This is a genomic window from Ruminococcus sp. RTP21484sp1_RTP21277st1_D2_RTP21277_210401 (assembly GCF_040924225.1).
GTDB classification, from domain to species: domain Bacteria; phylum Bacillota; class Clostridia; order Lachnospirales; family Lachnospiraceae; genus Blautia_A; species Blautia_A faecis.
Genome location: NZ_JBCOMJ010000024.1, coordinates 1 through 24,592 on the forward strand (window position 1 = coordinate 1; position 24,592 = coordinate 24,592).

Genomic DNA, 24,592 nt, shown 5'->3' on the forward strand with positions numbered 1-24,592 from the left:
TCTGATATTTATTATATCAGAAAAGCGGTTCCAATAATAGCAAAACCCTGCAAAAGCAGGGCTTTGTCTACAGTCTGAAGAATCCTGCTTGCAGGATTCTCCGCCTGCGGCGGGTCGCCTCGAGCGACAACTACCTTTCCGCCGCAGTGCGATCCTGCCCGGTAGGGCTTTTTATGTAACAGGAAATTCCAACGGAATTTCCTGTTACATAAAAAAACACTGGCAATCTCTTTCAAAATCACCAGTGCTCTTCCTTTTTGTTTTCACATCATATGCTGCTATGTGTCACAGCCTGTTATTTTTTCAGCAGTTTCAGCTGATTTTCAATTTCTTCGATGCATTTCTCATATCCAAGCTTGCTGCTATCCAGACACAGGTCATACTGAGTGGCATCCTTCCATTCCTCACCTGTAAATCTGCGGTAATACTCATCCTTACGTTTGTCATCCTTCTGAAGGAATTTTTCGATCTCTTTCTGGCTCATGCTCAGCTTCTCGGCAGCCTTTTCCATTCGGAAATCCCAATCAGCGTGGATAAATACACGAAGCACATTTGGATAATCCTTCAAAATATAGTTGGAGCATCTTCCGATGATCACGCAGGATTCCTTCCCAGCCAGTTCACGGATGATCTTTGCCTGATAATTAAACAGGTTCTCATCAGAGGTGAAATCCTTACTCTGAGGCGAGATCAGCTCACCGCTGTAAATTCCATTCTTCCCGAAAAGCGGTTTTTTTGCGCTGGAATACTCATCTACTCTTCCAAAAAGAGTTTCATGAATTCCACTGTCCTCAGATGCCATGCGGATAATATCCTTGTCGTAATATCCAATCCCTAATTTCTTCGCAAGCATTTCACCAACGGTACGTCCACCGCTTCCGTACTGTCTTGCAATTGTAATTACGAAATTGTCCATTTCTCTCCTCCTTATTACACTGGCCAGCTTCCTAAAGCGTTGTTTTTTCCATTCTTTCCGACAACAACAAAAATCACCTGACCAGATTATTTTCCCAAAGACCTTACTGTTCACGACCTGTCCAGTAACCGCTTCGTGATGCACCAGATTCCCGAAAGTTCTGTGAACTTTGTTCACAAAACGGACATGTCGCCTATCAGCTGTCAGATCTACAAATTTTATTCACCCAGATAAGCCTTCTGTACCGCTTCATCGTTCAGCAGGTCGCTTGCATTTCCACTCATTGTGATCTTACCAGTCTCAAGAACGTATGCACGATCTGCGATAGAGAGGGCTTTCTTCGCATTCTGCTCTACAAGAAGTACCGTGGTACCGCTTTCACTTACCACACGGATAATATCGAAGATCTCATTTACAAAGATTGGGGAAAGTCCCATGGATGGCTCATCCATTACGATCAGTCTGGGTTTACTCATAAGGGCACGACCCATGGCAAGCATCTGCTGCTCACCACCAGAAAGTGTACCGGCACGCTGTCCTTTACGCTCTTCCAGACGCGGAAACCTTTTATAGACTCCTGCAAGGCTTTCCTGGATCTCAGCTTTATCTTTTCTCGTATAAGCACCCATGATCAGGTTCTCATATACACTTAAATCTGAAAAAACACGACGTCCCTCCGGAACATGTGCAATTCCCATTTCAACAATCTTATGGGCCGGAACCCTGGTAATATCTTTTCCTTCAAAAACAACGGAACCTTCTTTTGCTGAAAGAAGACCTGTAAGTGTCTGCAGTGTAGTGGTTTTTCCTGCACCATTGGCACCGATCAAAGCAATAACCTCGCCCTGGTTTACCTCAAAGGAGATTCCTTTTAATGCCTGGATTACACCATAATATACGTGTAAATCTTTTACTTCCAACATTGCCATTTCTTTTTCCTCCTTATTCGCCCAGATATGCAGTAACAACAGCAGGATCTTTCAGAACCTTTGCTGTCTCACCCTGACAAAGAACCTGTCCGAAGTTTAATACAGTCAGTTCCTCACAGATACCGCCAACCAGCTTCATATCGTGCTCAATCAGAAGGATCGTCATATTAAAATGATCTCTTACAAACCGAATGGTATCCATCAGCTCCTGTGTCTCATTTGGGTTCATACCGGCGGCCGGCTCATCCAGAAGAAGAAGCTTGGGATCTGTGGCAAGCGCTCTGGCAATTTCCAGCTTACGCTGTTTACCATAAGGAAGGTTTCCCGCAAGAAGACCAGCCTCCTGATCCAGATTAAACACCTTCAGGATCTCCATAGCACGCGCGTTCATCTCTTTTTCTACTTTAAAATACTTGGGAAGTCTTAAGATTCCGGTTAAAGTAGAATATTTATAATGATTATGCAGACCAGCCTTTACATTGTCCAGTACGGTCATATCTTTAAAGAGTCGAATATTCTGGAATGTTCGTGCGATTCCTGCTTTATTAATATCGATAATACTTTTTCCGGTGATATCCTGACCATCCAGCTTGATAATTCCCTCTGTTGGCTTATAAACACCTGTAAGAAGATTAAATACGGTTGTTTTTCCGGCACCGTTTGGTCCGATCAGACCATAAAGCTCGCCTTTTTCGATTTTCAGTTGAAAATTATCTACAGCATGAAGGCCGCCAAACTGTATGGAAAGATTATTTACCTCTAACATTGCCATAATTAAGCTGCCTCCTTTTCTTTCACGTGACCTTTGATTTTTTCAATAATACGGCTTCTGAAATCTCTAGCTGCAGGAGCCCAGTTGAAAAGCATCATTGTGATCATTACGATTGCATAAATCAGCATACGGTAGGTGGAGAATCCACGAAGCAGCTCGGGAAGTGCATAAAGCACAATCGTTGCCAGAATACTTCCGCGAAGATTTCCCATACCACCAAGAATTACATATACCAGAATGGTGATGGACATGTTGTAGTCAAAAATAGAAACCTTCAGCATGGAAAGGTTGTGGGCATAAAGTACACCTGCTACACCGGCAATTGCAGCGGAAATAGTAAATGCAAGCAGCTTATTCTTTGTTACGTTGATACCGATGGACTCAGCTGCAATACGGTTATCACGGGTAGATGTAATGGCACGTCCGCTTCTGGAGTTTACCAGATTCTGGATAATAAACAGAACGACCAGAACCAGAATCACACCGATCAGGAAGAAATAATCCTTAATATCTTTATATAAGGTTGCAGTACCGGAAACACCGAGAGCACCCTTGATGATCTGTTTTCCGCCTGGATCCAGTTTCAGGTTGGCTGCGCTTGTTGCAACGTGAAGCCCTTTATCATCCACACCAACATACAGAATATTGATCAGGTTCTTAATAATCTCACCAAATGCCAGGGTTACGATTGCCAGATAGTCTCCCCGAAGTCTCAGTACCGGGATACCGATCAGCACACCGAAGACAGCAGCCACGGCAGCACCTACCAGCAATGCAAGAATCAATCTTGGAACAGACGGAAGCACATCACTGGTAACATGGGAAAACAGAGCACTGGAATAGGCTCCAACGCACATAAATCCTGCGTGTCCAAGACTCAGCTCTCCGGAATAACCGACTACCAGATTCAGGGAAAGAGATGCGATAATGTACACACAGATGGGTACCAGAAGGCCGGTAAGCAGTCTGGACAGGTTTCCTGTAGAGGAAAGGATCTGTACCACAACGAAGATTGCGATTACCATGCCATATGTAATAAAATTGTTTTTTGTTGTTTTGTTCATATTTTTTTTCATATCGGCCACCTCATACTTTCTCCTGGATGTTCTTGCCGAACAGACCAGATGGTTTTACAAGCAGCACGATGATCAAAACTGCAAATACAATTGCATCTGCAACCTGAGAGGAAATATAGGCCTTACTGAAAATCTCAATAACACCAAGGAGAATTCCTCCAACCATTGCTCCTGGGATAGAACCTATTCCACCGAATACTGCCGCTACGAAAGCCTTGATACCAGGCATTGCGCCTGTATAAGGAGTCAGTGTAGGATATGCGGAGCAAAGAAGAAGTCCTGCAATTGCAGCAAGTCCGGAACCGATTGCAAAGGTAAGGGAAATGGTTGCATTTACGTTGACACCCATCAGCTGTGCGGCGTCACGGTCCTCGGAAACAGCCTGCATGGCACGCCCCGGTTTTGTTTTCTTTACAAAAAGCTGAAGACCAACCATAATCACAATACAGGCAAGGATTGTTACGATCGTAACACCTTTAATCGTAAGCTGTCCGCCAAACAGCTCCAGAGACGGAACATTGATAACCGGAACAAAGCTCTTTGCATCTGCGCCAAAAATTAAAAGCGCCAGGTTCTGAAGCAGATAGCTGACACCGATTGCAGTGATCAGAACTGCCAGATTCGATGAAGCCTTACGAAGAGGTCTGTATGCAACTGCCTCAATGACAACACCGGCAACAGTACAGATCACAACAGAAAGAATGATTGCCAGGATTGGTGACATACTGGCTTTGGTAACTGCGGTAAGAATTACAAATGCTCCAACCATGATAACATCACCATGTGCAAAGTTCAGCATTTTTGCAATACCATATACCATTGTATAGCCGAGAGCGATGATCGCATAAATACTGCCCAGGCTGATACCATCTTTTAAATAGGATATAAAACTCATAATGCACCTCTTAACTGGATTTATTACTGTAGATAGTAACTGATTTTTCTTTTTCACGAGCGTGTTTGAAAATTCATTCCCGGCTTTTCCCACTGTAAAGCTTCCTGTCACTTTCTGACACGAAAAAGCGGAAGTAAATTTTCAGACACGCTCCAGTTATTTACTATGAATGTCCCGGACGGCAGCTGACTTTCCTATATCATGATGTCGCCGACAGGCCACCTGTCCGTTTGTTGTCTCAGACTGAAACAACAATCATTTCTGTAATTGCAAAGAAGGAGACGGACCCACAGGTAACCGTCTCCCCCTTGCTAACGGCCATCCCCTGCGCAATCAGGGAAATGGTTAAAGCCTCTGCCGTATGACCGGCACAATGGCTCTATTCTTATAATTACTCCATAGAAGCGTAAACGCCATCTTTGATCACATAAGCCTTAGGTGCTTTATCGCACTCACCGTCTTCTGTCCATTTAGCTTCTCCTGTAAGACCATCAAGAGTAATATTCAGCATGGAAGCAGACATTGCTGCACTGATGTCTTCATTTGACATATCTGGTGTGATGCCAGCATCATTTGCTGCTGCCTGCATAGCGTAAAGTACATCATATGTATCTGCAGCAAACTGATTTGGTGTCTCACCATTGTTTGCATCGCCATATGCTTTAACAAATTTTACAGTTGCCTCATCATCGCCTGTAGCAGAGAATGGTGTCAGAAGCATAACGCCTTCTGCAAGAGATTTATCAAAGTTCTCAACATTCAGGATTCCATCCATACCATCAACACCAAAAATCTTCATGTCAAGACCAAGGTCATGAGCCTGCTGAAGAATCAGAGCGTTGTCAGAATAGTAGTTCGGAAGGAACAGGAGCTCAGCGCCACTGTCTTTGATCTTTCCAAGCTGTACGGAAAAGTCTGTGTTGTTATCTGTTGTGTATGCTTCATCAGCTACAACCTCAAGGCCGTAATCAGCGCAGGCTGCAACGAATGCATCATGTACACCTGAGTTGTAATCAGCCATGGAATCGTAGAGAGTAGCTACCTTCGTAGCAAGACCTTTCTCAGAAATATACTCAGCAGATTTCGTTCCCTGCATTGGGTCTGTAAAGCACATACGGAACTCATTGTCACCAGCGGTAATGCTGTCTACTGCTGTTGCAGACGGTGTGAAGAGGAATGTACTATCAGCTGCCTCTGCACCTACTGCGATACAAGCACCGGAGGTAACGGTACCGCAAAGCATCTGCATTCCTTTGTCAAGAAGGTCATTATAAGCGTTAACTGCTTTCTCCGGATCTCCCTGATCGTCGCCAGCGTCAAGGATCTCTACCTGATATCCATTGAATCCGCCGTTTGCATTGATCTCATCTGCTGCGATCTTAGCTGCATTATATACACCATTACCATACTGTGCATAATCTCCTGTCATAGGTCCGATGACACCAATCTTGAAGGTTTCCTCGCTCTCTGCAAATACAGATACAGGTGTTACTGTGGATACTGCCATTGCTGCGGCTGCAGTAATGCTGAGTACTTTTTTCAGATTTCTCATAATAAATCTCCTCCTTAATTTATGTAAGAGCTTCTGTCATCTCGCCTTTCATCGTGTCCAGGGCATGTCCGAAAAACATAGCATGCAGATTGCAGGAATGATTTTGAGAACAGGTTCTGCAACACTGGGATAGTATAAAAGCCCACTGGTGGTTTCCCAGCCGGCTTTGGCTTCCATAACTTCTTCTCTTTACTACTTTAATGTTATGATTATAGCATTCTGTTTTTTTGATTGCAATAGAAAATTTTATAGTTTTTTTAGAATTGCAAAAGAAATTTCCGTTACAATGACCAATTTTTTCTGTTTTTGTTATTTCTGCGACGTACAAACGTACGTTGCCTGGCATACTTTTATACTCATTTCATATTTTATATTATAGTCATATTGGAATGTGTTTGAAAAATCAATTCGGACAAAGCTTGCCGCAAAGTGAGGCGTTCAGATAGCAGGAATGATTTTTTTGCAGCTTTTAGGATAAAAAAAAGGAGATGGTCACCCATCTCCCGTTCAAATATCCTATTTATTTCAATTAAGCAATTGCTTTCTTAGCGATCTCAGCAAGTGCTGCGAATCCCTGAGCATCATTTACAGCCATCTCAGCAAGCATCTTTCTGTTAATGTCGATGTTTGCAACTTTAAGGCCGTGCATCATTTTGCTGTAGGATAATCCGTTCATTCTTGCAGCAGCGTTGATACGTGCGATCCAGAGCTGTCTGAACTGACGTTTCTTCTGCTTTCTTCCAGCGTAGGAGCTGGTAAGTGCACGCATAACAGACTGTTTTGCTACTCTATACTGTTTGGAACGAGCTCCTCTGTAGCCCTTTGCCAGTTTTAATACACGATTATGTTTCTTCTTTGCGTTTAATCCGCCTTTAATTCTTGCCATTTCTTATTTTCCTCCTGTTCGTCTTCTTCTATGCTATATCTTATAAATACGGTAATGCTTTCTTCATGCTCTTAACATTAGTAGAATCAACAACAGTAGCTTTTCTGAGATTTCTCTTTCTCTTCTGAGATTTCTTTGTTAAGATATGGCTCTTGTAAGCTTTATTTCTTACTAATTTTCCTGTTCCTGTTTTTTTGAAGCGCTTTGCTGCTGCTCTACAAGTTTTAATTTTTGGCATTGTAATTTCCTCCTTAATATCGTATCTATTTAATGTCCCTCATCCAGCCTGCCACCCTTAGGGTGTCTCTCCAAATGAATGCAACATCCTAGTGTTTCTGTGCTAAAAACATTGTCATGCTTCTGCCTTCTACCTTAGGTGCCTTCTCAACTACAGCAATGTCCTTCAGCATATCGGCAAAATCATCCAGAACGTGCTTGCTGCTTGACATGTGTGCCATCTCTCTTCCGCGGAAACGAAGAGTAACCTTCACTCTGTCGCCCTTGGTAAGGAATTTGCGCGCTGCCCCAGCCTTTGTGTTCAGGTCATTGGTATCAATATTTGGTGAAAGACGCACTTCTTTGACATCGATGGTCTTCTGCTTTTTCTTGGCTTCTTTCTCTTTTCTGGCAAGTTCGTAGCGATATTTACCATAATCAATGATCTTACATACCGGCGGCTTTGCCTGTGGGGCAATCTTTACTAAATCAAGCTCTGCCTCCTGAGCTTTGGCCATTGCTTCTCTTGCGGACATAATTCCAAGCTGCTCTCCGTCCGGTCCGATTAAGCGTACCTCTTTGTCTCTGATTTGTTCGTTAATCATTAAATTGCTAATTGTCGTGCACCTCCATACCTGATAGATGATCTGTTCTGATCCAGTTTCTAACTTCTGGACTCTCTTTCCCCTTCGCAGGAAGAAATTCCTGCCTTATACCTGACGCCGCAAATATAAAAAAAGTGCGGACAGAATCCACACTTCTCCTATTACACCCGCGAACTAAGTCACGCGCTGCTGTGCAATATGAACCCGAGCCGCATCTAAGTATGCGCTGAGGTGAGAGTGAACTCTGCTTTCTTTTCATCACGTACTGTCGTATGATATCATGCCTTATTATGAAAGTCAAGATGTTTTTTTATTTTTTCTTATAAATTTGTGCATATTTTTGCCGGCACAGGAGAAACTAAGACTGCTGCAGCAGTTTAGTGTCCTCATAAAATACGGTCTGCTGAACAACTGCAAATGTTTGCAAAATCAAGCATACAAAATCAGGAGGTAAAAAACATGACAATCTTAAAATGTTCCGCAACAACCTGTGCTTACAACGAAGATATGCTTTGTTCCAGAGGGGAAATCAACGTCATGGGTGACAGTGCAAAAAGTTCTGAAGAAACATCCTGCGGAAGCTTCCGGGAAAAAAGCCAGGGTGCCATGAACAGTGCCAAAAACAGCTGTGGATGTGAGACCATCCAGATTGACTGCAAAGCCCACAACTGTACCTATAACGAAAAGTGTAAATGTACCGCAGCTGCTATTGATGTAGCCGGAAGCGGTGCAAAAGTATGTTCTGAAACAAAATGCGATACCTTTGAATGCCAGTGCTAGAGCGTGTTTGAAAGAGGCTTTCTGCAAAAATTTTTCAAACAGGTTCCAGAAAATAGCCGCAAATTCAAAAACAGCCCCCGCACAAATGTGCGAGGGCCTTTTAATTTCCATTCATTATCTGTTTCTTAAGAAATCCGGGATCTGGATATCTTTCTTCTGAACCGTGCTGGATGGTGTCTTCGCTGTGAATGGTGTAGCATTCATAGTCGGCATGCTGAAAGACGGCATGTTCAGATTCACACCAGCAGACGCTGTAGTGGAAGCAGGTCTCTTATTGGCAAATACAGAGTTACTTGCCTTATTTCCAAATGGATTGGATGCCTGTGCATTATCAGAAAGGCCTGTAGCAATAACAGTGATTCTCGCATAATCAGCAACAGAGTCATCATACATAGCACCAAAGATGATATTTGCATCTTCACCTGTAAGCTCCTGTACATAGCTTGCAGCATCATTTGCGTCCATAAGGGAAATATCACCGGAAATGTTGATGATAACGTGTGTAGCACCCTTGATGGTAGTCTCAAGAAGCGGAGAGGATACAGCCTGCTGTACAGCCTCCATAGCCTTGTCATCGCCTCTTGCCTCACCGATACCAATGTGTGCAATACCTTTATCTGTCATAACAGTCTGAACATCAGCAAAGTCAAGGTTGATAAGAGCCGGCAGATTAATCAGATCTGTGATGCCCTGAACTGCCTGCTGCAGAACCTCGTCTGCTTTACGAAGTGCTTCCGGCATAGTTGTGCGGCGATCTACAATCTCCAGTAATTTGTCATTAGGAATTACAATTAATGTATCAACAGCCTTCTTCAGGTTCTCAATACCTGCAAGTGCGTTGTTCATACGTGTCTTAGCTTCAAAACGGAAAGGTTTGGTCACAACACCTACAGTGAGGATCCCCATTTCCTTAGCTGCTGCTGCGATAACCGGTGCAGCACCTGTACCAGTTCCACCGCCCATACCGCAGGTAACGAATACCATGTCAGCACCTTCGATGATCTGTTTTACTTCCTCAATGCTCTCTTCTGCTGCTTTCTGTCCAACCTCAGGCTGTGCTCCTGCACCAAGACCTTTGGTAATTTTCTCACCGATCTGAAGTACAGTTGGAGCTTTACACAGAGTCAGAGCCTGCTTATCTGTATTCACTCCTACAAACTCTACCCCGCCGATGGCTTCTTCAACCATTCTGTTAACTGCGTTATTTCCGGCGCCGCCTACTCCGATTACAATAATCTTAGCAGAGGATTCCGCCTCATTTGACATTATCTCTAACAATGTACTTCCTCCTTTATTTCTACCTTATATCCTTTATCTTTAATTTCAGCAAATATATATACCAAGCTGCATATAGCTATATCATATATTTTTTTTGTGAATTTATCAACCACTAATTTTGTTTTTTTATACTTTTTTCGCGAAATACGCGATATTTTCCTCAGAGTGTGTTTGAAAAAGACTTTCTGCAAAATGTGCATCACCTTTACAGGAGATTTTCAGACACTCTCTAATATTCTTCATCGTACCCGTCATAACCGCTGTCATTATAGTCTTCGCTGTAGTCCTCACTGTAATCTTCAAGCTCCTCTTCGCTTCCATCTTCACTGGTTTCATTGGGATTGGGGCCTACGTAATTTCCATCTTTATCCAGCTGCCCATAACCAGTATAGCTTCCATCTTCCATATATCCGCCAAGCCAGCTGCCATTTGCAGCAATACTCTCCTCAGTAGGTCTGGAGCCTACATAGTTTCCGTTCTGGTCATATTCCCCTTCACCGGTATAGTCACCCTCCAGGTCATATCCTCCATGCCAGTTAGCCACTGCATTCTCGTAAGCAGCCGCAGTATCCACATCCTCAATCACGCCATCCTCGCCCAGATCCTGCTCGAAGGTAATCGTCTTGGAATTGTCATTTACATTTTCCAGATGAAGGATTCCCTTTTTGCCGGAAAGCTTGGGCAAAATTGCGCTGACACGTGTCATCTTGTCCTCAAGATACTCGTCCTTTCCCAGCATCACCCGGATATCTCCATAAGTCAAGGTAATCTGATAACTAGTGTCAAATTCAATATGATCCGGTATGGCATCGTTCTTCTGGAAAATAGTTGACAGCGCCACCGCAGTGGTAAGCACCGAGCTTCCCTTAATTGGAAGCTTCTCCCCTTCGATCACATGACTTACTTCAATGCCGTCAAAAAAAGGCACCAGTTCATCCCTTGTATGGGAACTTTCAATAAAAATACCGTTTCTGTCAAAATAAATATAGCTGTCCAGATAAGGAATGCAGCCTACCGCCTTCTTTTCCCGGACACTGATGCAGATACTGTTATAAGAAAGCCTGGTAATATAAAAGCCTTCCACAAAAGGCACACCCTCTACGTCCACCCTGGAATGGAGCAAAACTGCAAGAACGGAATTATCCGTAAAAGCCCCCTGCAAAGCCATCTCCTTCACCTGTTCATCCGTGTAACGGGAGGTTCCCATTACCTCCACCTTTGTCACATGAAAATAGGAAAAGAAAAAGACAAGTCCTGCCAGCAGAACTGCCCCCAGGGTACCCAGAATCGCTTTCTTATGTTTTCTATAGATCAACTTCATTTTCAGTGATTTCATATATTGTTATTCCTGTATCCTTTTTACTGCTGCTCCCAGCGCATTAAGATCCTGGCAAATATGCTCATACCCCCGCTGTACAAAAGAATATCCTTCCAGTACGGTAACTCCCTTAGCCCCAAGTGCTGCCAGGATCAGGGACGCACCGCCTCTTAATTCCTGCGCCTGCACAGCTGCTCCATGTAAAGTCTTTACACCGCAGATTACAGCCTCATTTCCCTGTACGCGGATCCTGGCTCCCATTTTCCGCAACTGGTCAGCTGCTTTATAACGGTCTTCAAAAACCATTTCACGAATGCAGCTTTCCCCCTCTATGGTGGAAAGAACTGCCATTACGGGAGACTGCAGATCTGTTGGAAATCCTGGATAAACACCCGTTTCCAGCAGTTTAACAGGGCTTTGAACATTTTTTCCATTGACTAATAGTTTACCACTGTTACCTTTATATTGTCCACCCATTTTCCTATATACTTCCAGAAAGGCCTTCAGTTCTCCTTCCGGAGGGTTTTCCAGAACGATCTGGCTTCTGGTTATAGCTGCCGCACAGATATAGGTTCCTGACACAATGCGGTCTGGCGGCACCTGAATGCACCCGGCACTCAGGCTTTTAACTCCCTGGATTCTTATTTCAGAAGTTCCATCCCCCTGTATTTTTGCTCCCATGGAACGCATATACCTGCAAAGCCACTGTATTTCCGGCTCACAGGCACAATTTTCCAATACAGTCTCTCCCTCTGCAAGCACGGCTCCTAAAATGCCCTGCTGGGTAGCTCCCACACTTCTTTTTGAAAAAGAAACCAATGCCCCTTGCAGATGAGGTGCTTCTGCCATCAAAACTCCCTGTTCCTCTGTGACCACTGCGCCAAGCTTCCGAAGCACAAAAAGATGCATATCAATAGGTCTTTTCCCGATCACGCACCCACCTGGATAGCCAAGGCTTCCTTTCCCATTTCTTGCGAGAAGCGCTCCAAGAAGAATCACGGAAGACCTCATCCTCCCTGTAAATTCAAAAGGAACTGACCATTTACCGGCATTTTCGCAGTCCATATACAGATCATGGTCTTCCCACCAGGTCACTGCCCCAAGCTTCTGAAGAATTTCCTCCATACAAAAAACATCCGCGATCCGCGGACAGCCTTTGAGCACACTGACTCCCCGATGTAAAAGAGACGCCGCCATCATAGGAAGCGCTGCATTTTTTGAGCCCTGTATCCGAATACTTCCCTTCAGCTGGTGTCCTCCCTCAATGTAAATCCGGTCATTCAAGCCATTCACTCCTAAAGGGCCTCTTACCTTTTATTGTATGCGAATATTTCTGACTGGTGATAAAATTTCATTTTCTGCTTACGCTCAAAGCCAGCCCCATCTCGCCCAGAAGAAACACCACTGAGGTTCCGCCATAGCTGATAAAGGGAAGCGTGATTCCTGTATTTGGAATGGTGTTTGTCACCACCGCAATATTCAGGATCACCTGAATGGCCATATGGCTCATAATGCCAACGCATAAAAGTGTTCCCTGCAGTTCCCGGCAGTGAAGGGCAATCACCATCAGTCTCCACATAAGAAGCCCAAATATGCCAATGAGAAAAAAAGCTCCGGTCAGTCCCAGTTCTTCGCAGATAATGGAAAAGATCATATCATTCTGGGCTTCCGGCACAAATCCCAGTTTCTGCAGGCTGCTGCCAAATCCTCTTCCGAAAAGCCCGCCGCTTCCAATAGCATAAAGTCCCTGAATGGTCTGAAAACCCTTTTCATACTTCTCCGGATTCCGCCATATGGCAAGCCTTTCCAGACGGTAGCTCTCTGCTGCCAGAAACACTGCGATCACTGCTGCACCAGTCACTCCCATTCCAACAAATCTGGCATATCCCGGATCTGATATAAAAATCAGGATTACACCGATTCCAAGGATTATGATTGCCGTACTTAGGTTATTGGAGCCTACCAGTCCTACAATTGGAAGAAGTGTCAGCATTGTCCTGCACATAAACCAGAAGCCAGCTGTAGTCTTTTTGCTTCCCTGGATCTGCCAGGTGAGAAAAAGGATCACTGCTGCTTTTGCAAATTCCGAAGGCTGAAAAGACAACGGTCCAAAATTCAGCCACCTTCTGGAGCCATTGATTTCCTGTCCTACAAATAAAACTGCTGTAGAAAGTCCCATAGATAAGAGATAAGCAGCCGGTGCCAGCCGAACAAAGAATCTGTAATCTGTCTCTGCTACTATGTACATGGTCATAAGGCCCAGAGCTGTTGCAAAAAGCTGCTTTTTAAAATAATAGGCAGAGTCGCCGAAACGTACTCTGCCATTATATTCACTGATGGAAAACAGCATGACCAGTCCGAATACTGCCAGAAGCAGCACAAGGATCAGTAAGACCGTGTCTGTTTTCGTTTCTTTCTTTCGCTCCCGGATCATAGAGATCTGCTCCTGACGTCCCATGCCTTGGTTAAAGCATATGCCAGATCCGGGTATTCTATGAAATAAATCATAAGTTTCTGTACCTGCCGCCAATCACATTCTATGGCTACGACAACCGAGTTCGAGTGAAATATACTGCAAAACGGAACGTGCAGATTACAGGAATGATTTTTCAAACAAGCTCCAGAGCATGCCTCCAAAAGGCTTTCTTCAAGATGTACGCTGCAATTTGCGGTATATTACAGTGCTCTCACATACTCCTTAAACATCTGGCCTCTCTGCTCATAATTGTCAAACTGACCCCAGCTTGCGCATGCAGGAGATAAAAGGACCGCGTCCCCGGCGTTTGCCTTATCCGCACACACCTGCACAGCTTCTTTCAGATCCTCACAGAGAATAACATCATGAAAGCCATTCTTCTCAGCCGCAGCCTTAATTTTCTCTTTCGTCTGACCAATAAGTACCAGATACCTTACTTTGCCGTCAAATGCCTGGATCCACTCATCATATCTGGATTCCTTATCATATCCGCCGCCGATCAGAAGAGTCGGACGGTTCATTGCCTGGATTCCCTTAATAGCCGCATCCGGGTTGGTTCCCTTTGAATCGTTGTAATATGCTACACCGTTTTTCTCAGTTACATACTCAATTCTGTGCTCCACGGCTGTAAACTCACAGATACTCCTACGGATGCTATCCATATCAACACCTGCGTAGTAAGCCATGGCCACTGCTGCCATTACATTCTCAAAATTGTGTGTACCAAGAAGCTTCAGCTCTCCTGTTCTCACAACCGGAATCTCCTCTTTCTCTGTGCGAAGAATAATCTGGTCTCCTCTCAGGAAAATACCCTGTTCAAGTTCTCTCGCACTGGAAAAATATACAGCCTTTGGCACAATGTTTTTGCCAAATTCACGAAGGATTTCATCCTCATAATTCAGCACACATACATCCTCCGGACCCTGGTTGCTGGTGATCAGCTCTTTCACACGGATATATTCAACCATTGTATGATGGCGGTTCAAATGATCCTCTGTGATATTCAAAATGGCGCTTACCCTTGGAGCAAATTTCCAGATAGTCTCAAGCTGGAAGCTACTGATCTCTGCAACAGTAACAGTCTCATCTGTCATCTCCAGTGACTTAGAAGTATACGGAGTTCCAATATTTCCAACAACAAATACAGATGGGCGTGCATCTGACATGATTTTTCCAAGAAGGGCTGTTGTTGTAGTTTTTCCGTTTGTTCCGGTAATTGCAAGAACTTCACCCTTTCCAGTCTGATAAGCCAGTTCAACCTCACCCCACACAGGAAGTCCCTGATCATAAAAACCTTTTACAATTGGAAGATCTGTGGGAACTCCAGGACTTAATACCACAAGGTCCAGGCTTTCCTGAACTTCTTTCGGCAGCTCTCCTGCATAGATGGGAAGTTCATAATTCCCACTGATTTTATGTAATACGCTTTCTTTATCCAGATCTGCGTTTCCATCGTAGAGAACCGGGCAGGCACCAACTGCATTCAGAAGATCAGCTGCGCCGATACCGCTTTTTCCAGCTCCGAAAACCAGAACTTTTTTTCCTTTTAATTCCATAATTTATTTCCTCCTTAATGCCTTGCAATGGATGCCCCGGAATTCTCCCTTTTCAGGCAGCTCTTACAGGGCTAAAAGTCCGATCAGGCACATAATTGCAGTCACAATAGTAAACACTGCAACTACTCTGGCTTCTGACCATCCGCAAAGCTCAAAATGATGATGGATAGGCGCCATTTTGAAAATACGTTTGCCATGTGTTGCTTTGAAATAGGTTACCTGAATCATAACGGACAGTACCTCAACCAGATAGATCAGTCCCACGATCAGTATAAACAGAGGCATCTGCAGCATATAAGCCACACCTGCCACAAATCCACCAAGCGCCAGAGATCCTGTATCTCCCATGAACACACTTGCCGGGTATACATTGTAAAGTAAAAATCCCATCAGTCCGCCGATAACAGCACAGGTGACAGGCTCAATACCTGACTGGGTTCCAATGGATACAACCGTGAAAAATACGGCTACGATCAGGGTAACGCTGGTAGCAAGACCATCTACACCGTCAGTAAAGTTTACGCCATTTACCGTTCCGATCACTGCAAAGAACAGCACCGGTACAGCCAGCCAGCCAAGATTCAGATAATGCCCACCCCAGAATGGAATACGCATGGTCAGAGACACATCTGTATACCGCAGCAGGTAGAAAGTAAAAATACCTGTTACCACTACCTGAAGCAGAAATTTCTGCCATGGAAGAAGTCCGTCAGATCTTCTAAGGACTACCTTCAGATAATCATCCAGAAAACCGATCAGTCCGAATCCCAGAGTCAGGAACAGAACCGGGATAATCTTGGGATAATCTTTTACATAAAACAATGAAGTAATAATCGTGGATATCAGAAAGATCACGCCGCCCATAGTCGGGGTTCCGGCCTTTTTCAGATGCGACTGTACGCCCTCTGTTCTCTCTGTCTGTCCCATTTTCAGCTTACGCAGAAAAGGAATAATAACAGGTCCTAATACTGCACTGATTGCGAAGGAAATCAGTACCGGGATCACAATATGAAATTCCATCCTCACACCTCTTTAATTCTTTCGTTTTTTTCGTTCCAGAGTCTGTTTAAAAAAGCATTCCGCAATCTTCCTCAAATTGTGACACACATCTTGCAGAAACCATTTTCAAACACGCTCTAAACTTTTTAAAGCATCTTATAGTATAAAGCTTTTCCCCTTATTTATCAACCCATAGCTTGGTTTTTGCAAGATAATATCCCCACATTGTTTACTGCTTACTTCGTGACCGGTAACATACTTCTCCTTGCTCACAGCCTGACCAATCACCGAAGCTTATCTTTCTTTTTTCTGATTTAGAGCGTGTTTGAAAAAGGTTTTCTGCAAGATGTGCGTCACAATTTGTGGGAGATTTTGCCCGGATGAGGGCGCCGTAGCGGGCTACGGCAACCGAATTCGGGTGAAATCTCCCACAAAGTGGGGCGTGCAGATTGCGGGAATGATTTTTCAAACACGCTCTAGCACCGCCTCAAAAATATTCTTTATCACAGGTGCCGCAATGGTTCCTCCGTAATACACGCCCTGCGGGTCATGTATAATGCAAAGTCCCAGGATCTGTGGATCTTCCGCAGGCATAAAACCAAGAAAGGAAGAAATATACCGGTTGGCACTTCTTGGCAAAGTCTGGGAAGTAGCCGTCTTGCCCCCTACTGTGCATCCCTCGATCCGGGCATTTCTTCCGGAACCTTCTGACACTACTTTCTCCAGAATTCCTCTTACTGTCTCTGATGTTTTTTCCGAAATAATCCCCGTTTCCACCGGATATTCCAGCTTTCTTCCGCTGGTGCCATCTGAGCTCAGAACGGATACCCCAAAATGAGGTGTGATCCGCCTCCCCCCATTGATCAGAGAACTGACTGTGGTCGCCAGCTGAATTGGCGTAATCTGAAAAGACTGGCCAAAAGCAACTGTTGCCAGCTCCACATTCCCCATATTTTCCATTTTATGCATGATTGTTCCAGCCTCTCCCGGCAGATCTACACCTGTCTTCTTCAAAAGTCCAAACTCCTTGAAATAATGATAATAGTTTTCCACCCCAAGTCTCAGACCCACTTCAATAAAAACCGGATTGCAGGAATTCTGGGCACCTTCCACAAAGCTCTGAGAACCGTGTCCTGTTCTCCTTGCACAGTGAATCCGCCTGTCATCCACCAGCTTATACCCCGGACAGAAAAATCTGTCATTTACGGAAACCACGCCAGCCTCCAGACCTGCAGACATGGTAATGATCTTAAAGGTAGAACCGGGCTCATATGTATCGTTCAGGCAGGGATTTCTCCACATCTGGTTCAGAAGATCCTGTTTTTCCTGTTCATTCAGTCCTGAAGTATCCACGTCCGCATTCAATGTAAAAGGATCGTTCAGGTCAAATTCCGGCACATTAACACATACATAAATTTCTCCGTTCTGCGGATTCATAAGAAGTATGGAAACACGCGCAGCCTGTTTTTCTTCCATTACTTTCAGGGCCGCCTGCTGCGCATACTGCTGCAGATCCACATCCAGACTGATTTTCAGATTTTCCCCTGCCACCGGATCTTCCCTGCTTTCTCCGATCTGGTCGATTTCCACGCCTCTGGCATCTGTTGTGGTCAGGATTTTTCCCGCCTGTCCCTTTAAAACTTCCTCATATTTCACTTCCAGACCAATTATCCCCTGATTGTCACTGCCTGTAAATCCCAGAACCTTGGAAGCCAAAGATCCGTAAGGATAATACCGCTTATAATCCTCATCCACCTTCACACCATCCAGTTCATACCCACGTATCACATCTCCCACAGATTTTTCCACATTTGTCTTAATTCGTTCAATTGAAGATATTTTTTCAACTTTTTTACGCACTGTGTCAGTATCTATTTCCAACTCTTTTGACAAGACCTCAATAACCTTCTGTGGTTCCTTAATCTGACTGTGAATAACGGAAATAGTACATACAGTTTTATTATCTGCCAGAATCCTCCCTTTTGCATCCAGTATCTGTCCTCTTGCAGCCTTAATGACTCGTTCTCTTTCATGAAGTTCTTCTGCTTTCTGGTAATAGTAATCCGACCGAACCCCCATCAGGTAAACAAGCCTTCCCACAAGTCCCAGAAGCATAAGTGCACATACAAGAAAAACCATCCATATTTTTTTCCTGTGAAAGGTCATAGTTTTTTTCATAAAAAAATCCCCATCTGAAATCATCATAACTAATATATGATAATTTCAGATGGAGGTATGTGTTGTATTATGGTGAACAGTCTGTTTTTTATTTCCTGCCAATACTATGCCACCTATGGACAGTATTTCTAATCCAGTCCGGCTTCCTCGTTAGTCAGGCCTTCACTCTCCATATTGTTATCCTCAATGGGATCCGTGTTATCTTCCGGAGGTCCCGGAACATTGGTATCAGAAACAGCCTCCGGCAGAGTTTCCCCGGCTGAACCAGTGTAGGAATCGCTGATTCCATCAAGGTTAGCAGATTTTATATACTCTCCATTTGCATTGATCTGATAACTTCCGTCACTATTCAGCAGGTAACCATTTTCGTCAATCCGATTGCCATCCCAGTCAATGAGGTTGCCCTCTTCATCCACCAGATTTCCATTTTCATCAATCTGACTGTCAGATATAGTATTTACATGACCATTAAATTTCTCCCAAAGCTCTGTCTCCGGAACAGTTCCGTCTGTAGACTGATCGGGCTGAATATTCATGTATGGCAGAAGCTCGGAAAGAATTGCCTGTGCCACATACTGTGGATAAATACTGCTGGCCTGATCCTCTACATTTGGCTCGTCAATTACCACATAGATCAGAACCTGCGGGTCATCAACCGGGGCAAATCCGATAAAGGAAACCACGTATTTACCATTTCCACGGGGGAATTTCTCCGCAGTTCCTGTTTTACCGCCTGAGCTGTAACCCTGTACCTTTGACGTCATACTGGTACCCTGCTCTACACTGGCCTGCATATAGCTTCTGATATCAGCGGAAATGCTGGAAGAAATGGTCTGCTTCTGAAGAAGCGGGCTGATTGTCTTCACAGTTGCACCGCTGGCGTCTTTGACCTTTGTCACAAGATGTGGCTGATAATAGTAGCCGCCATTGATAACCGAACACATTGCATTGATTTCCTGGATCATAGTACAGCTGAATCCCTGACCAAATGCAGAACACGCAAGCTCTGTCTCATGCATGGTATCAACAGTATGCATAATACCATATCCCTCATTTGGAAGATCGATTCCTGTCCGGCTTCCGAAATTGAAAGTACTCTGTGCTTTCAGAAAATTTTCAACTCCCATCTTTGCACCAATCTGCATCATGGCATCGTTACAGGAATTTGCGATTACTTCCGCAAGGGTTTCCATTCCGTGTCCGTAAATATTTGCACATTTGATGGTGGTCATATTTCCTGGCACACCAAAATTCTGGTAACCATCACAATAGAAGGTATCACTGGTGGATATTTTTCCCTGTTCCAGAGCAGCTGCCATAACAATGGGCTTCACAACGGAACCAGGTTCGTAAATGTCGGTTACACAAAAGTTATTCCACATGGCGCTTAGAGCATCCATGGTCTCACTGTCGTTCATAGCAGCAATCTCATCTGCTGAATATAAGGAAGACAGATTACGTGGATCATTAAGATCATATCGGTCGCCCCCATCCATGGCAAGGATTTCACCACTTGAAGGGTCTTCCACGATCACTCCTATATTTTTGGCGCCAGTAGATTCCTTAAAGGCATTTACCCATTTTTCCACAATCTGCTGTGTTCCAAGATCAAGGCTAAGCTCCAGACTGTTTCCGTCAGAAGCTTCGATAATGGTTTGCTCCACGTTAGAATCATCACTGAAATATCCGTACTGTCGGCCATCAATTCCTGTCAGGCTGCTATTGTAGTAGCCCTCAATTCCATAGTCCGCAGTATCTCGGGAAAAAGTAAATCCCAGCGTATCACAGGCCAGCTCATTATATGGATAGACTCTCAGATAATCTTCTTCAAACCATACACCCTGGATATTGTTTTTCTCCTGAATTTCTTCCCTGGTCATTTCCGTATCATCTGGTATGCTGCAGTAATCCTCGAATGCTTTCTTATCATCCATGGATACCTGCTTTTTCACGATCTGATACTGACTCTCCTTGGTCTTATCAGAAGTAAGCCTGGTACGGAGTTCGCCTTCATCAAGACCAAATATGGTAACCAGAGCATTCACGGTAGGATCCAGATAATCCTCATCTGAATTCACAGCTTTACAGTCCAGTACAACATTATACACCTTGTTGCTCGTTGCCAGAATGTTGCCATTTCGATCATAGATTGTCCCTCGTTTCGCTGGCATTGTACGATTCTGGTATTTTTGCTGAGCCTGACTCAGCACCTGTTTCTTATACTTGTCACCACTTTGAAAATTAATATAAGTGATAACTCCCAATAAAACGATTAAAGCTCCCAATACGCAAAAGAGCAGTATTGACAGCTTTTTTTTCATACTGTGATTTATTTTTTTTATAGGTTTTCTTTTTGTTTTTCTTCTCAGAGTAGTCAATCAAACACCTGCCTTCATTCCCATTACTTCCCGGTCACGTCCTGATACTGTCTTACGTAGCTGCCGCCTTCAGTCGCATAGGTTTCTGTCTGCTGGTTGCTTGGATATTTCATGCCCAGACGTCCGATGGCGATTTTCCGGATTCTTTCAAGGTCAACACTTGAAGTCACCTGGCTCTCATATGCATCGTTGTCTTCTTTCAGCTCGGCCAGTTGGGATTCAAGAGTGGCCAGCTGGCTTCTTTTACTGGTGCATTCTGTTTTCAGTTTCAGATAATTAATACTGCAAAACACAATAAGGATACCAAGTGCAGCCAGAAATATGGCAAAATTACGGTTCATATTATTGGCTTTCGCACGGTTTCTCCTGGCTGCCTTACTAAGCGGCTTGTTCCCCCGGACCTGCTGCTCTGGTGTGGTCAGCTCTGGTTTTGCCTTATTTTTACGAACAGAATGCTCTGGCTGACGGTACTCTCTCCGCTCAGGAACTTCCTGGACTTTTCGGACAGTGTTGCCATCAACATACACATTTTGTGGACGTCTTTTACCTGACACAGTATTCGTATGTCTGCCTGTCTCCGCCATTTTTTACCCTTCTTTTAAACTTTTTTTTCAAAAATTCTAAGCTTAGCACTCTTAGAACGCGGGTTTTCTTCCATTTCTTCATCACTTGGAAGAATTGGCTTCCTTGTGATAACTCTCCCCTTGGATTTCTTTCCGCACACACATACCGGAAAATCCGGTGGACAGGTACACGGGTTCTCATTTTTTCGAAAAATTGTTTTTACAATTCTGTCTTCCAGTGAATGGAACGTAATAATGCAAAGCCTTCCGCCATCATCCAGAAGATCAATCATCCCATCAAGTGAATCACGAAGAACATCCAGTTCCTTATTCAGCTCAATTCTGATTGCCTGGAACGTACGCTTAGCCGGATGACCTCCTGCTGCCTGTATCTTCATAGGTATGGATTCCCGGATGATCTGTGTAAGCTGACCCGTTGTCATAATGGGGCTCTGCTGTCTTGCTGCTACTATATGTTTCGCGATATTTTTCGCAAATTTATCTTCACCGTAATCGCGGATAATGCGATACAGTTCTCTTTCTTCATAACCGTTAACAATGTCACTGGCAGTCTGTGTCTGTCTCTGATCCATGCGCATGTCAAGAGGTGCATCTACCCGATAGGTAAATCCACGTTCCTCATTGTCCAGCTGATAGGAGGATACTCCCAAATCCAGAACAATACCATCAACCTTGTGAATTCCCCTTGCGGCAAGCTCCTGTACCATGTAACAATAATTGCTGCGAATGATTGTCACCTGGTCAAAGGCGGCAAGCCGTTCACTCGCAGCAATTATCGCATCCTGGTCTTGATCTATACCAATAAATCTCCCCTTGGCAGAAAGTTTCCTGCATACCTCAATGGCATGTCCTGCGCCGCCCAAAGTGCCATCCACATAGATTCCATCCGGCTTAATATTCAGCCCGCCAACGGTCTCGTCCAGTAATACAGATTTGTGTTTAAATTCCATTTCCGTCTCCTGTTGGATTTCTCGCTTATTTTATGCTCAGATGACGATTCCCATGTTCTCCATGTCGGCAGCAATGCTGTCCATATCGTCATAATTGCAATTCTCGCTCCATTTCTCCTTGCTCCAGACTTCTACTCTGCTTAAGTTTCCAGCCAGAATAACATCTTTCTCCAGACCAGCGAACTCACGTAACGTCTGTGGTACGAGAATTCTCCCCTGCTTGTCCAGTTCACATGTTGTTGCACCTGCAACAAAGAAGCGCGAAAAGGCTCTAGCGTCTTTATTTGTAAGTGGTAATGCACGGAGTTTCTCTTCAAAGGCTTCCCATTCATCCATAGGATAAATATAAAGACAACCATCAAGTCCTCTGGTAAGAACAAATTCCTCACCTAAAGGTTCCCGAAATTTCGCCGGGATGATCAAACGCCCCTTCGCGTCGATTGTGTGATTGTACTCGCCCATGAACATAAAAACTCACCTACTCTCGTGAAATACGAGTCTCCCCCTCGTATCTCATGACGGGAAACAAATGGAAGTTCTGCCACTTCGTCCCCATTTGTCACCACTTTTCTCCACTTCCTACCACTTATGAACCCATTCTAACCCATTTGCCCCTAAATTACAAGTGGGAAATTATGAAATCTATTACATAATTCTGTTACAAAGTCCTTACAAACAGTGAAAATGCAGTCAAAAAATTTTTTTATACAAATAAATCCTGCCCTGCAGGACTTTTTATATTGCCGGAAATTCCAGCGAAATTACCTATTACACACAAAAAAAACGCCACTTCAGTGGGATTCGCTCCCACCAAAATAACGTTTTGTTTAGTCCAGATTCAGGTATCTGACAATCATATGATCAATCTTCCTGCTCATGGGCAGGTTTTTTCGCAAATCTGCGCGGCTGGCTATACAACCATTCATCTTCTTCTGAAGCTGTCGGACCCTTCGCAGCAACAGTTTCTTCTTCAGAAATCCTGGCATTTTCTTCCACATGATTTTCTGTACCGGAAGCTTCTGGAAAGGCTTCCTCCTCAGAAACTTCTTCTGTATCTTTCTCTGAGTCCTCCTCATAGAAATCCTCAGCAGCTGAATTTTCCTCTTCCACGATTTTCTCTGTGTTCTCTTCATCCTGAAGATTTTCTTCCGGATGCTCTTTCTCCACAGACGAAGTTTCTTCTGATTCTTCGGAATCATGTTCATAAGCAGATGCTGTTCCGTTATAGACTTCCCGAACACCTGCGGCATCTCCATCTGCAAAAGCTCTCTCCAGTCTGAGCCGGTCTCTGTATTCTTCTGCTTCAGCTTCTCTGGCTGCTCTTTCCTGCGCTTCATAGTCCTGTTCTCTCCTGCGTCTGCGCCTTGCCGCCCTCTTTTTCGCCATGGTTTCTTCCACAACTGCGATCATAGCACAGATTACAAACATTGCTGCTGAGATCAGCTGGGAAATTCCAACAGAAGTTCCCGGAATCATAAGCTTGTCTGTTCGAAGAAGTTCTATGCAAAATCGTCCGAGACCATATCCTGCCAGATATTTCAGAAATACTTCTCCGTGGAAATGTTTTTTGCGCTTCCACACAAGCATCAGGAGAAACAAAAGCAGACACCAAAGACTCTCGTATAAGAAAACCGGATGTACTTGAATATAAGAAGTTCCACCTATTGTCTCCAGGTTTTCCCTCATTGCAGATGTCACTTCGCTGGAACGCACAGCAGATAAAGGGAGCTGCATTGCAAATATGCTGTTGGTATACTCACCGAAAGATTCCCTGTTAAAGAAATCTCCCCACCTTCCTATTATCTGCGCAATAACGATTCCCATGCTGGCAGTATCTGCCATCTGCATAAAAGATTTTCTGCGCGCGCCGCAGTAAATGGCTGCTCCCAGCATTCCTCCAAACAGACCGCCGTAGAATGTAAGTCCGCCATTTCTCACATTAAAGATCTCAATAATATTGCCCTTATAAAGATTCCAGGAACATAAAACATAAAGCATTCTGGATCCGACCACCCCCAGAAGCAGGGATATGATCATCATTTCCAGATAATCGTCTTTATTCTCGCCGCAGCGCTTCGCTTCCAGAATCACAAATCCCATTCCCAGAAGCATTCCCAGAGCTATTACAAGGCCAAAAAATGTAATCTCAAATCCAAATATTTGAATGGATTTCCCCACATAACCCAGGTTTATTCCCAGATTCGGAAACTGAATTGACATTTATGCTATCCCTCTGTTTCTATTACTT

26 protein-coding genes and 1 pseudogene are annotated in these 24,592 nt (G+C 44.2%); 3 read left to right on the top strand and 24 right to left on the bottom strand.

The window, feature by feature from the left end:
• Nucleotides 1-11: 11 nt before the first annotated feature.
• The 10 genes from AB5706_RS15320 to infC all read right to left on the bottom strand — a co-directional run bounded on the left by AB5706_RS15320 (nucleotide 12) and on the right by infC (nucleotide 7,847).
• On the bottom strand, nucleotides 12-242 hold the full coding sequence (locus AB5706_RS15320; RefSeq protein WP_368366183.1) for a hypothetical protein: 231 nt from the start codon (nucleotides 240-242) through the stop codon (nucleotides 12-14).
• Nucleotides 243-295: 53 nt separating this feature from the next.
• Entirely contained in the window at nucleotides 296-916 is a 621-nt protein-coding gene (locus AB5706_RS15325; RefSeq protein ID WP_237925662.1) for a cytidylate kinase-like family protein, read from the bottom strand.
• A gap of 218 nt (nucleotides 917-1,134) precedes the next feature.
• Nucleotides 1,135-1,845: an ABC transporter ATP-binding protein gene (locus tag AB5706_RS15330; RefSeq protein ID WP_118578210.1), complete on the bottom strand. Its 711-nt coding sequence runs from the start codon at nucleotides 1,843-1,845 to the stop codon at nucleotides 1,135-1,137.
• 13 nt (nucleotides 1,846-1,858) lie between these two features.
• Nucleotides 1,859-2,617: an ABC transporter ATP-binding protein gene (locus AB5706_RS15335; RefSeq protein WP_118578209.1), complete on the bottom strand. Its 759-nt coding sequence runs from the start codon at nucleotides 2,615-2,617 to the stop codon at nucleotides 1,859-1,861.
• Nucleotides 2,618-2,619: 2 nt separating this feature from the next.
• Entirely contained in the window at nucleotides 2,620-3,693 is a 1,074-nt protein-coding gene (locus AB5706_RS15340) for a branched-chain amino acid ABC transporter permease (protein ID WP_118578244.1), read from the bottom strand.
• Nucleotides 3,694-3,703: 10 nt separating this feature from the next.
• Nucleotides 3,704-4,588: a branched-chain amino acid ABC transporter permease gene (locus tag AB5706_RS15345; protein WP_118578208.1), complete on the bottom strand. Its 885-nt coding sequence runs from the start codon at nucleotides 4,586-4,588 to the stop codon at nucleotides 3,704-3,706.
• Between the two features lie 391 nt (nucleotides 4,589-4,979).
• Nucleotides 4,980-6,140: an ABC transporter substrate-binding protein gene (locus tag AB5706_RS15350; RefSeq protein WP_118578207.1), complete on the bottom strand. Its 1,161-nt coding sequence runs from the start codon at nucleotides 6,138-6,140 to the stop codon at nucleotides 4,980-4,982.
• Between the two features lie 529 nt (nucleotides 6,141-6,669).
• Nucleotides 6,670-7,026, bottom strand: coding sequence for a 50S ribosomal protein L20 (rplT, locus tag AB5706_RS15355; protein WP_117850812.1), 357 nt, complete (start codon nucleotides 7,024-7,026; stop codon nucleotides 6,670-6,672).
• Between the two features lie 40 nt (nucleotides 7,027-7,066).
• Nucleotides 7,067-7,264: a 50S ribosomal protein L35 gene (rpmI, locus tag AB5706_RS15360; RefSeq protein ID WP_117850817.1), complete on the bottom strand. Its 198-nt coding sequence runs from the start codon at nucleotides 7,262-7,264 to the stop codon at nucleotides 7,067-7,069.
• An 88-nt stretch (nucleotides 7,265-7,352) separates the two neighbouring features.
• On the bottom strand, nucleotides 7,353-7,847 hold the full coding sequence (gene infC / locus AB5706_RS15365) for a translation initiation factor IF-3 (RefSeq protein ID WP_118578206.1): 495 nt from the start codon (nucleotides 7,845-7,847) through the stop codon (nucleotides 7,353-7,355).
• Nucleotides 7,848-8,306: 459 nt separating this feature from the next.
• Here infC and AB5706_RS15370 point away from each other — a divergent pair, with 459 nt between their 5' ends.
• Nucleotides 8,307-8,627 (top strand): DUF1540 domain-containing protein, encoded by a 321-nt coding sequence (locus AB5706_RS15370; RefSeq protein ID WP_173734852.1) that lies wholly within the window; start codon nucleotides 8,307-8,309, stop codon nucleotides 8,625-8,627.
• A 114-nt stretch (nucleotides 8,628-8,741) separates the two neighbouring features.
• Here the strand turns inward: AB5706_RS15370 and ftsZ are convergent, their stop codons facing one another.
• From ftsZ to AB5706_RS15395, 5 genes are all read right to left on the bottom strand, one after another.
• On the bottom strand, nucleotides 8,742-9,905 hold the full coding sequence (ftsZ, locus tag AB5706_RS15375) for a cell division protein FtsZ (RefSeq protein ID WP_330382736.1): 1,164 nt from the start codon (nucleotides 9,903-9,905) through the stop codon (nucleotides 8,742-8,744).
• A gap of 229 nt (nucleotides 9,906-10,134) precedes the next feature.
• Complete coding sequence (locus tag AB5706_RS15380; RefSeq protein WP_368366184.1) at nucleotides 10,135-11,241, bottom strand: cell division protein FtsQ/DivIB; 1,107 nt, start codon at nucleotides 11,239-11,241, stop codon at nucleotides 10,135-10,137.
• A 6-nt stretch (nucleotides 11,242-11,247) separates the two neighbouring features.
• Nucleotides 11,248-12,507, bottom strand: coding sequence for a UDP-N-acetylglucosamine 1-carboxyvinyltransferase (gene murA, locus AB5706_RS15385; RefSeq protein WP_179962525.1), 1,260 nt, complete (start codon nucleotides 12,505-12,507; stop codon nucleotides 11,248-11,250).
• A gap of 67 nt (nucleotides 12,508-12,574) precedes the next feature.
• Nucleotides 12,575-13,657 (bottom strand): FtsW/RodA/SpoVE family cell cycle protein, encoded by a 1,083-nt coding sequence (locus AB5706_RS15390; RefSeq protein ID WP_118578202.1) that lies wholly within the window; start codon nucleotides 13,655-13,657, stop codon nucleotides 12,575-12,577.
• Nucleotides 13,654-13,836: a DUF6783 domain-containing protein gene (locus AB5706_RS15395; RefSeq protein WP_368356764.1), complete on the bottom strand. Its 183-nt coding sequence runs from the start codon at nucleotides 13,834-13,836 to the stop codon at nucleotides 13,654-13,656. Before AB5706_RS15395 ends, AB5706_RS15390 begins: the two co-directional genes overlap by 4 nt.
• Here AB5706_RS15395 and AB5706_RS15400 point away from each other — a divergent pair.
• The gene (locus tag AB5706_RS15400; protein ID WP_347708922.1) at nucleotides 13,753-13,986 is read left to right on the top strand and encodes a DUF6783 domain-containing protein; all 234 of its coding nucleotides are present in this window, start codon (nucleotides 13,753-13,755) and stop codon (nucleotides 13,984-13,986) included. The genes AB5706_RS15395 and AB5706_RS15400 overlap by 84 nt on opposite strands.
• Here AB5706_RS15400 and murD read toward each other — a convergent pair.
• The 3 genes and pseudogenes from murD to AB5706_RS15415 all read right to left on the bottom strand — a co-directional run.
• Nucleotides 13,900-15,255: a UDP-N-acetylmuramoyl-L-alanine--D-glutamate ligase gene (gene murD / locus AB5706_RS15405; RefSeq protein WP_173770967.1), complete on the bottom strand. Its 1,356-nt coding sequence runs from the start codon at nucleotides 15,253-15,255 to the stop codon at nucleotides 13,900-13,902. The genes AB5706_RS15400 and murD overlap by 87 nt on opposite strands.
• A 63-nt stretch (nucleotides 15,256-15,318) precedes the next feature.
• Nucleotides 15,319-16,275, bottom strand: a complete 957-nt coding sequence (mraY, locus tag AB5706_RS15410) for a phospho-N-acetylmuramoyl-pentapeptide-transferase (RefSeq protein ID WP_148461137.1) — start codon at nucleotides 16,273-16,275, stop codon at nucleotides 15,319-15,321.
• 208 nt (nucleotides 16,276-16,483) lie between these two features.
• Nucleotides 16,484-16,663 (bottom strand): annotated as a pseudogene (locus AB5706_RS15415) (DUF6783 domain-containing protein); the annotation flags it as partial.
• Between AB5706_RS15415 and AB5706_RS15420 the strand changes: the two are divergent.
• Nucleotides 16,601-16,786: a DUF6783 domain-containing protein gene (locus AB5706_RS15420; RefSeq protein WP_313719214.1), complete on the top strand. Its 186-nt coding sequence runs from the start codon at nucleotides 16,601-16,603 to the stop codon at nucleotides 16,784-16,786. The pseudogene AB5706_RS15415 and the gene AB5706_RS15420 sit on opposite strands and share 63 nt — an antisense overlap.
• On the opposite strand, the gene AB5706_RS15425 is transcribed toward AB5706_RS15420, so the two are convergent.
• From AB5706_RS15425 to lgt, 6 genes are all read right to left on the bottom strand, one after another.
• A complete protein-coding gene (locus tag AB5706_RS15425) occupies nucleotides 16,720-18,432 on the bottom strand; it encodes a peptidoglycan D,D-transpeptidase FtsI family protein (RefSeq protein ID WP_173770968.1) in 1,713 nt (570 codons plus the stop codon). The two genes, AB5706_RS15420 and AB5706_RS15425, sit on opposite strands and share 67 nt — an antisense overlap.
• 128 nt (nucleotides 18,433-18,560) lie before the next feature.
• Nucleotides 18,561-20,696, bottom strand: coding sequence for a peptidoglycan D,D-transpeptidase FtsI family protein (locus AB5706_RS15430; RefSeq protein ID WP_243881924.1), 2,136 nt, complete (start codon nucleotides 20,694-20,696; stop codon nucleotides 18,561-18,563).
• Between the two features lie 137 nt (nucleotides 20,697-20,833).
• Nucleotides 20,834-21,394, bottom strand: coding sequence for a septum formation initiator family protein (locus tag AB5706_RS15435; RefSeq protein WP_118578198.1), 561 nt, complete (start codon nucleotides 21,392-21,394; stop codon nucleotides 20,834-20,836).
• A gap of 14 nt (nucleotides 21,395-21,408) precedes the next feature.
• The gene (gene rsmH / locus AB5706_RS15440) at nucleotides 21,409-22,344 is read right to left on the bottom strand and encodes a 16S rRNA (cytosine(1402)-N(4))-methyltransferase RsmH (RefSeq protein WP_148461134.1); all 936 of its coding nucleotides are present in this window, start codon (nucleotides 22,342-22,344) and stop codon (nucleotides 21,409-21,411) included.
• A gap of 36 nt (nucleotides 22,345-22,380) precedes the next feature.
• Nucleotides 22,381-22,812 carry a division/cell wall cluster transcriptional repressor MraZ gene (mraZ, locus tag AB5706_RS15445; RefSeq protein WP_118578197.1) on the bottom strand — a complete coding sequence of 144 codons (432 nt, stop codon included), beginning with the start codon at nucleotides 22,810-22,812 and terminating at the stop codon, nucleotides 22,381-22,383.
• A 393-nt stretch (nucleotides 22,813-23,205) separates the two neighbouring features.
• Complete coding sequence (gene lgt, locus AB5706_RS15450) at nucleotides 23,206-24,564, bottom strand: prolipoprotein diacylglyceryl transferase (RefSeq protein ID WP_173770970.1); 1,359 nt, start codon at nucleotides 24,562-24,564, stop codon at nucleotides 23,206-23,208.
• Nucleotides 24,565-24,592: the final 28 nt, after the last annotated feature.